This is a genomic window from Methanosarcina sp. A14 (assembly GCF_001729375.1).
GTDB lineage: Archaea > Halobacteriota > Methanosarcinia > Methanosarcinales > Methanosarcinaceae > Methanosarcina > Methanosarcina barkeri.
On record NZ_LZPK01000203.1, the window covers coordinates 1 to 7,533 of the forward strand.

Annotated in this window: 7 protein-coding genes; 2 read left to right on the forward strand and 5 right to left on the reverse strand. The window is 41.5% G+C overall.

The features are described from left to right. Nucleotides 1–226: 226 nt before the first annotated feature. From A9239_RS10290 to queC, 3 genes are all read right to left on the reverse strand, one after another. Entirely contained in the window at nt 227–1,003 is a 777-nt protein-coding gene (locus A9239_RS10290) for a 7-carboxy-7-deazaguanine synthase QueE (protein ID WP_048121521.1), read from the reverse strand. Beyond that, nucleotides 1,003–1,563 (reverse strand): DUF366 family protein, encoded by a 561-nt coding sequence (locus tag A9239_RS10295; RefSeq protein ID WP_048121519.1) that lies wholly within the window; start codon nt 1,561–1,563, stop codon nt 1,003–1,005. Before A9239_RS10295 ends, A9239_RS10290 begins: the two co-directional genes overlap by 1 nt. 127 nt (nt 1,564–1,690) lie before the next feature. Then, the gene (gene queC, locus A9239_RS10300) at nt 1,691–2,386 is read right to left on the reverse strand and encodes a 7-cyano-7-deazaguanine synthase QueC (RefSeq protein WP_048121517.1); all 696 of its coding nucleotides are present in this window, start codon (nt 2,384–2,386) and stop codon (nt 1,691–1,693) included. 799 nt (nt 2,387–3,185) lie between these two features. Between queC and A9239_RS10305 the strand changes: the two genes are divergently transcribed. Both A9239_RS10305 and A9239_RS10310 read left to right on the forward strand, forming a co-directional pair. Further along, complete coding sequence (locus A9239_RS10305; protein WP_048121516.1) at nt 3,186–3,686, forward strand: metallophosphoesterase; 501 nt, start codon at nt 3,186–3,188, stop codon at nt 3,684–3,686. A 285-nt stretch (nt 3,687–3,971) separates the two neighbouring features. After that, nucleotides 3,972–4,385: a putative zinc-binding protein gene (locus A9239_RS10310; RefSeq protein ID WP_048121514.1), complete on the forward strand. Its 414-nt coding sequence runs from the start codon at nt 3,972–3,974 to the stop codon at nt 4,383–4,385. A gap of 40 nt (nt 4,386–4,425) precedes the next feature. On the opposite strand, the gene A9239_RS10315 is transcribed toward A9239_RS10310, so the two are convergent. After that, nucleotides 4,426–5,127 carry a metallophosphoesterase gene (locus tag A9239_RS10315; protein WP_048121511.1) on the reverse strand — a complete coding sequence of 234 codons (702 nt, stop codon included), beginning with the start codon at nt 5,125–5,127 and terminating at the stop codon, nt 4,426–4,428. 95 nt (nt 5,128–5,222) lie between these two features. After that, on the reverse strand, nt 5,223–7,157 hold the full coding sequence (locus A9239_RS10320; RefSeq protein WP_048121510.1) for a hydantoinase/oxoprolinase family protein: 1,935 nt from the start codon (nt 7,155–7,157) through the stop codon (nt 5,223–5,225). Nucleotides 7,158–7,533: the final 376 nt, after the last annotated feature.

Sequence of the window (7,533 nt, forward strand, 5' to 3'; positions counted from 1 at the left end):
ATAAATGTTTTTTCAATAAACGTTTTTCAAGAATTCATTGAGCCTATCCCAAAAGCCATTTAGTCCTTAATCATCAAGAATTTTCAGGATTGTTTTCATGATCAGAAACTTGATTGATTATTCGAAATACATGATTCAGAGAAGCAATTTTGAGTTTTGGGATCAGCTCATTCACATCTGGAGTTTATTCACATCTCAGTGCGTTCTTTGTTCTTTTTAATTCTGGTTATAAACAACCCCACATCCTGTGAGTCTGGGGGATAACCCGTGTATCTATAATTTCAAGCAGGCTTTTCTGCAGTTCCATAATATTCTGGACGGATGCCTGTATAGATTGCGACGGTCGCGGATTTGTCACGTCACGTCCAATAGGGGTTTCAGGCTGGAGTATCACGCAGGATACGTAAGGAGCTATAGCTTCTACAGCCGGAGTTACGGTTTCTAATTCCGTGTTGCTATCTACAACAATCTTGCAAAAGCAATCTCTTGATTGGTTTTTTCTCAGAAGCCTGAAGCACTCTACTGTATTTTCCATATGGGTTTCCCGGGCTTCAGACCCAATACCCCGGAGTGATTCGGGAAGTTTAAAATCTCCGGACACATAGGCAACTTTTTCAGTCAGCTTTCTGGCCTGCTCAGGCAAGGTCATATTGGACTCAAGGTAAAGCGGCGAGCCAAGATTCAACTTTTCTATAAAATCCGCATGTAGGAGAGGTTCTCCTCCTGTAAGGGAGATTGAATGAAGCTTTTTGAAAGGCTGCAGCATAGATTCCAGCTGGCCGATACTTACAGGATTTTTAATTTTCTCAAAACTTCCGCTCCCTTCCACCTGCTCATAGTTACAGGTTCCGGGGTTTGAAAAATCCGTATCACAGTAATTGCAATTGAGATTGCAGCCAGAAAAGCGAACAAAAGCCTGCCTTGTTCCAACGTACGGACCTTCTCCCTGCACAGAACAGAAGACCTCCCTTATAGGAGCAGAAGTAAAATCCAAAGCTGCCATTATATAGCCCCCAGAGGCCTGGACTTTCTCAGGTCCTTTTCGATATCTTCAAATTCGCGGACATAGGCTTCTCCTACTGCTTTCATGAAGCTTGCAACCTGTTTGTCTTCTCCTATCCCTGCTTCTTTTAAATTTCCGTATACATCGTGAGAGACGTTGATACCGAAGTGAATTTTCTGGGACACTGCCGAGGTACTGGCAATCGAAACTGTCAGTTTCTTTCCATTAAGGAAAAGGTCGTCTCCTTCCCTTGTTGTCCGCACCCCGAGATCTGCAAGGTATTCTCTTACAAGGGCTGTGAAAAAACGCTGCCGTGTATAGATAAGTTTCAGGTCCGTAGAATCAAAATGTTCGATAATGAAACTTACCATATCCTCGGACCAGATAGATTCATTTGCCCGCCGGTCTTCCAGGTCGATCATATGCTCGATTTTTACGTCACAGGCCCCTCTGAAAACTACAACCGAATCTTCCTGAACTCCAAAACTGTTGTAGGCCCAGAGAGAGGAAATCTGGCTCCCGTCATAATCATATTTCTCAGGTAAAACAATGCATTTCATAGAAGTCTCTCTGTAAGTTTTTCTGCAAGTTTTTCTGCAAGCTCCTTCTTAACTCTTTCTTTAATACACTTTGCTGGCGGTATCCTGTCCGATTCTGTCATCTGGATTCCAGGCGGTTGCTTTCGGCTCAAATTCCAAACCTTTCCAGAAGAGGATCTTTTACACCTGCATTTTTAAACGCACGTGCCCTGCGCATACAGCTCTCGCATTCTCCGCAGGGAATTTCTTCTCCGTGATAGCAGCTCCAGCTGTACTCAAGAGGAGCTTTTACTTCCAGAGCCCTTCTGACTATTTCCGTTTTCCCAAGTTCAATTAGAGGAGCCAGTAACTTTACTCCGTTTTGAGTGGAGTAGGAAAAAGCTCTGTCCATTGCCTTAACATAAGCAAGGGAATTGTCAGGGAAAGTGCCCGCCTCTTCTCCGTTAAAGCCCACTACAAGGTAATCACATTCCCTGCTTTCGGCAAAGCTTCCTGCGATATTGAGCATTACCCCATTTCTATTAGGTACCCAGACAGCTTTTGCTGAAGCGTCTGTGATTTCTGCAGGGGCCGCTTCGTCAATGTCTTCAAACGATAAAGATGGGACTTCAACATCCCTGTTAACGAGAGAGGTGGATGTTATTTCCGAAAGCCAGTCCAGTTTTATAACCCTGTGCTCAATTCCGAAATATTCGCATACCTTTCGTGAGTACTCAATTTCTCTCTCTCTGGCTCTCTGCCCATAATCAAAGGTAATAGCCATTTCAATGTCTAAATCTTCCGCTGCGATTGCGAGTGCCGCAACTGAATCAAGCCCGCTGCTCAGGAGGGTTATAGCTTTCATTTTCACTCACTAATTAACTTTATTTTCACTCAAGATTTTAACTCTCTTATTAAACTCACTTTTTAAACTTAACCAGCAATTTTATCAATTATTGAAACTTAACTGTCAATTTAACCGATTATTGAAACTTAACTGGTAATTTGACTGGTTATTGAAACTTAAACGGTAATTTTATTGATTATTAAAACTTAACCTGAAATTTAATCGATTATTATAATTTATTCAAAAATTTAACTGATTATTAAAACTTAACCGGCAATTTAATTGATTATTGAAACTTAACCGACAATTTAACTGATTATTAAAACTTAACCTAAAATTTAACTGAGTATTTTAAATTCAATAGGAAACTAAACTTATCATTTAAGCTCAATAGAGAATTTTTTGAATTTGTGATTACAAGATTATCCAGGTTTGTTGACTCAGGATTACCCAGGCTTATTCTTTCAGTATTCTCTGAATACTCTTCAGGGATTATCCCAATAATACCAGTAACTCCTATTTAAAAGTAGCTGTCTTCTTGATAGAAGTTAAGTCGCAACATGTGGATTTGATTGCTCCAGATTCATTACAGGTTCAAGCGAGAAAGCATTCAGATTTCAGGGTAAAAGCAGTTCCTGTCAAGGTTTTAACTTATTAAGTTCCGCTCTAAACTTCGATTACAAAAGTCTGATTATAAACTTTAATTTTAAAATTTCAATTCTTGAAGAAGGCTCTAAAAAATCTGTTTTACCAAATTCTTTTTAGCAAACAGCACTATATATTGAATAGGGAAAGCTAGTCGAAGAGGTGGGAATGCTTGATTGGAATTATTTCGGACTCACACGATAACATGAATGCTATCCGGAAATCAGTAGAGTTTTTTAATGAAAAAAAGGTAAAAGCCGTGCTGCATGCTGGAGATCTCATTTCTCCGTTTACCGCGAGAGCCTTTAAGGATTTGGAGCCAAAACTTTACTTTGTATTTGGAAACAATGATGGAGATAAAGTGACACTTACGAAGCGGTTTGAAGAAATCGGAGCTATTCCCTGTGGGAACTTTGGAGATCTGACAATTGACGGACTGCATATTGCCCTTCTGCACGGGGCAAATGAAGTCCTAGTCAAAGCGCTTGCCAGATCAGGGGAATTTGATGTGGTAGTTCGGGGCCATACTCATGATCCGGGTGTCAAAATCATTGAAGGGGTTCCTGTGATAAATCCAGGGGAAGTCTCGGGCGTGCTTTCAGGAAAGCCAACAGTTGCCATTCTTGAAATCGCAAACCTTAACGTTGAGATAGTCCAGCTTGAGCTGGACTAATTTTACTATTACCTTATTTTTTTAGCGTGCTATGTTTTATTGGTATTTTTTTGGTTTTTTTTGGTTTTTTTGGTTTTTTGACGTTTTTTGGGCAGGCAAACCGAGCCTGATTAACTGGCAGTAATATCGGAAGTTATATTACCTTTCTCACCGTTACTATTTCAATCATTTTTGAAACAATTTCTCATTAAAGGTTATGAAACATTTCCCATTAAAGGTTGTATTATTCATAACAATTTTATTTCTCACTAATGTTTAGCTTTCTCATTAAAGGTTGTAATATCCATGGAATCAGCAGGAACGGAATCTATAAACTCTTTATCCGGCAAGGCAGATGAAACAAAAAAGACTTCCGGAAAAAGGAAAAGTATCCTCATTTTTGCCTGCTCTGGTCTTTCTAACACCGGAAAACTTACAATGCAGGCAGCGTCAGCTCTTGCTTTCAGAAGGCCTGACCTTTACAGGGCTGCAGCTGCTCACAAAGGAGTTGATGCGGTTGAAGACGCAGTATCAGATGGCTTTAAGATTCTTGCCCTGGACGGCTGCTCAGACCGCTGTGCCACAAAAAAACTCGATGAAGCCGGAATGAAAGCTGATGTCTATCTGATGGTTACGGAACTCGGGGTCGAGAAAACAAGACCTTCGGATGTGAAGTCCGAATATGTGGAAAAAATTGTCAGAGCTATAAAAGAAGCCTGAGTTCAACTTCCCAGCATTACTTTAAATTCCTTGTTCAATATCAGTATCCACGCCTGAGAATAGCTATCAATTCCTCTGTATGAGGCATTCGTTCCCTAATTTTTGAGCAGACCAAATCGATATCGTAATCGAGGCGCATGTGCTCTACTATTCCGTTTTCGGTGTCAAAAACGGCGCAGCTTGCCCGAGGATCTCCGTCCCTTGGCTGTCCGACTGAACCCGGGTTTATTATTGTCAGGTTTCCGAGTTTCCTGTTCATGGGGATATGAGAGTGCCCGATAATAAGAAATTCTGCTTCCATGGGCTCCATTGCTTCGTTAATCATATTCTGGATCTCTTCGTCCGTGGTTTCTGGTTTTATGTATTCGAACATAGAGCGAGGGCTTGCATGGGTCAGATAAAGTCTTCTTCCGTCGAGTTTTTCTCTAATCAGGAGGGGGAGTTTCTGAAGGTATTCTATTCCGGATTGATCAAGGATTTTCCAGGTGTATTCCCTGGTCGCGATTGAGAGGTGCTTATATTTGTACCCACACTGGCAGTCTACCTTAAAAGCAACCGCATTATCATGGTTTCCTCTTATTACGGGAATTCCTTTCATGCGCAGAAGATCAATACATTTGTCCGGATCCGGTCCATAGTCAACAATATCTCCTAGACAGATGGCTCTGTCATAAGGAATTTCCAGAACAGTCTCTAAAGCTTCATAATTTGCATGGATGTCGGCAATCAGCAGAATTCTCATATTTTCCCCTTCTCGCTTCATTCACTCTATTTTTGGCTTTTTTCTCTTTATTCTTATAATTTTGTTCTTTGTTTTCCCCTTTAGATTCCTCCGTTTTATTCCTTAATATGTAACCCACGTATTCCTAGTCCCATTACCAGTAAATTAGTTTCCATAGGTGGATGGGTCCAGCCATCAGGTGAGATTGTCTTTTTCTCAACTGAAATTTCAACCTGGTTTTCGCTAAGGCCGCAGTCTCGCATGTAATCCATAGCAAGCTTTTTCCCAAGTTTGGTTGCAGTATCAAGGGCTTCCGAATAAGTATCAAATTTCATCCTGCTTCCCGGGGCAAAGACCAGGAAATTCTTATCTGGGGACATGAGGCTTGCTGGCCGTATCAGAATTTCAACTCTTTTGATGCCTTTTCCCACAAGAGCTCCGACTGCGTTTCCTACCTCAGCGTGTTGAGGAACGATGATTTCTGCATCAATGAGTTCCTTTAGCTCTTCCCTATATGCCCGGACAGGTCCCCCAAGCAGTACAACCGGAACGTCCAGCTTGAATTTAGCAGGATAGTTTCCGTCCAGGATCTTCTCTATGGATTCATATGGAACGTCTGACAAGATATAAGAAAGCAGATGAAGTGCCATGCTCCTTGCAACCCGCTTTTTTACGGCAGTACAGAACTCTCCTGGGGTCATATGCATGAGTCTCGCAAGCTTTTCTGCACCTATTTGTGAAGCTTCGACATCCCATTCAGTGTATTCCCCAAGTACATGCAGAGCGTCAGTAGGAGTGAAACCGATTGCCTGTACGAGGCGTTTTCTGATAAGGGAATCTAACGTCTGAGGATAGACGTCTTTTCGGAGAAGGACATTGATTTCAGGTACCGAAACTGGTTCTTCCCCGATGACCTTCATTACCTCAGCTTCAGTCCTGCTTAATTCTCCTGCCTGATAACCGGATCTTACAAAAAATTTTGTGGGCTGGATGTTCTCTCCCAGATCTTCTCTGAAAGGCACGGGCGTTCTTTTGAGGTTATTCAAAAAGCTCGGGTATTTTACTGCAGCTACTGCAAGTGGGATGACTCGCCTGGGCCCAAGGAAGAGTTCCTTGTTAACAGTCCAGATATGGCTATCTCCTCCTGTAGCTGTTGTCTCCATCCTGATTGCCCGGACGCGGGTCTTCCAGCCTCCTACTATGGCTCCTTCATCGCTAAGGTCGGGAACACCCATACAGATTGAGGAGATGTCCGTGCTCGTGCCTCCTACGTCCACAACCTCACAGGTCTTGAGCCCTGAAAGATGTGATGCTCCTACAAGGCTTGCTGCAGGGCCTGAAAAGATAGTTTCAATGGGTTTTTTCAGGGCATCTCTTATCCCCACTACCGAGCCATCGCATTTAAGCATAAGGAGCCGTGCGTTAATCCCGCGTTTCGTGATCTCTGAAATAACGGACTTCACGAACTGTCTTGTGATAGGGATGAGCTGAGCATTGAGAAAAGCCGTCACAGCCCTTTCGTAAGCTCCCAGTTCCTGGGAAAGTTCATGTCCGCAAACCGCAGGCAGACCCGTAAGTTCAAGAACACGGTCTCTGGCCCTTATTTCGTGTTCAGGATTTCTTGTGCTGAAGTAAGAAGAGATCGCAAAAGCTGAAACCTTATCTTTGACCTGCAAAGCAAATTCTTCTATAGCCTTAAGATCAAGGGCCGCAACCTCTTCTCCATTATGGTTATGCCCACCGGCAGCAAAAAGCACATGTTCGGCCGGTAACTCTTTATCAACCGGATGGTCACCTATAAGGATAAGGGCTACAGGAAAACCTGTGCCTTCAAGGATGGTATTGGTGGAAAGGGTCGTTGAGACCGAAACCAGCTTTACGTTTTCTAAATATTCAGGATTGAGCCCATCAATTACGTTTTTAATGCCTTCAAAGGGGTCGGGATAGGTAGTAAGCGCTTTATTTGAATCTAGAATCTCTCCATCCGAATCCCTTACCAGCGCTGCATCGGTATAAGTACCTCCAGCATCAATCCCAAGACTGTAATGCATATTGAGAATGACTCCTTTTTTCTTTTTCTTGAAATGTCTTTTGACAAATCTTTCTTTCCCTTATTTACTTTCAGGAAAAACAATTAGAAATTATAACTGATTTAATAAAACAATATAGTCTTAAAGTAATAATATCTAAAATTATAAATATCTACTTATTTCATAATAATTTGAAATGATTAAAATTATAAACTCTCTTGAAAATATAAAAAAGAAGCTCCAGTATATCTTGTTAGAAGTTGCTTAATATTTGCTTTGAGATATCTTCTACTTTTTAGGCTTTATTTCTACTTTTTAGGCTTATTTCTATTTTTTAGGCTTTATTTCTACTTTTTAGGCTTATTTCTATTTTTTAGGCTTTATTTCTATTTTTTAG

Coding starts and splice junctions, on each gene's coding strand:
- A9239_RS10295 (WP_048121519.1), bottom strand. CDS start 1,563: ATGAAATGCATTGTTTTACCTGAGAAATATGATTATGACGGGAGCCAG.
- A9239_RS10310 (WP_048121514.1), top strand. CDS start 3,972: ATGGAATCAGCAGGAACGGAATCTATAAACTCTTTATCCGGCAAGGCA.
- queC (WP_048121517.1), bottom strand. CDS start 2,386: ATGAAAGCTATAACCCTCCTGAGCAGCGGGCTTGATTCAGTTGCGGCA.
- A9239_RS10315 (WP_048121511.1), bottom strand. CDS start 5,127: ATGAGAATTCTGCTGATTGCCGACATCCATGCAAATTATGAAGCTTTA.
- A9239_RS10320 (WP_048121510.1), bottom strand. CDS start 7,157: ATGCATTACAGTCTTGGGATTGATGCTGGAGGTACTTATACCGATGCA.
- A9239_RS10290 (WP_048121521.1), bottom strand. CDS start 1,003: ATGGCAGCTTTGGATTTTACTTCTGCTCCTATAAGGGAGGTCTTCTGT.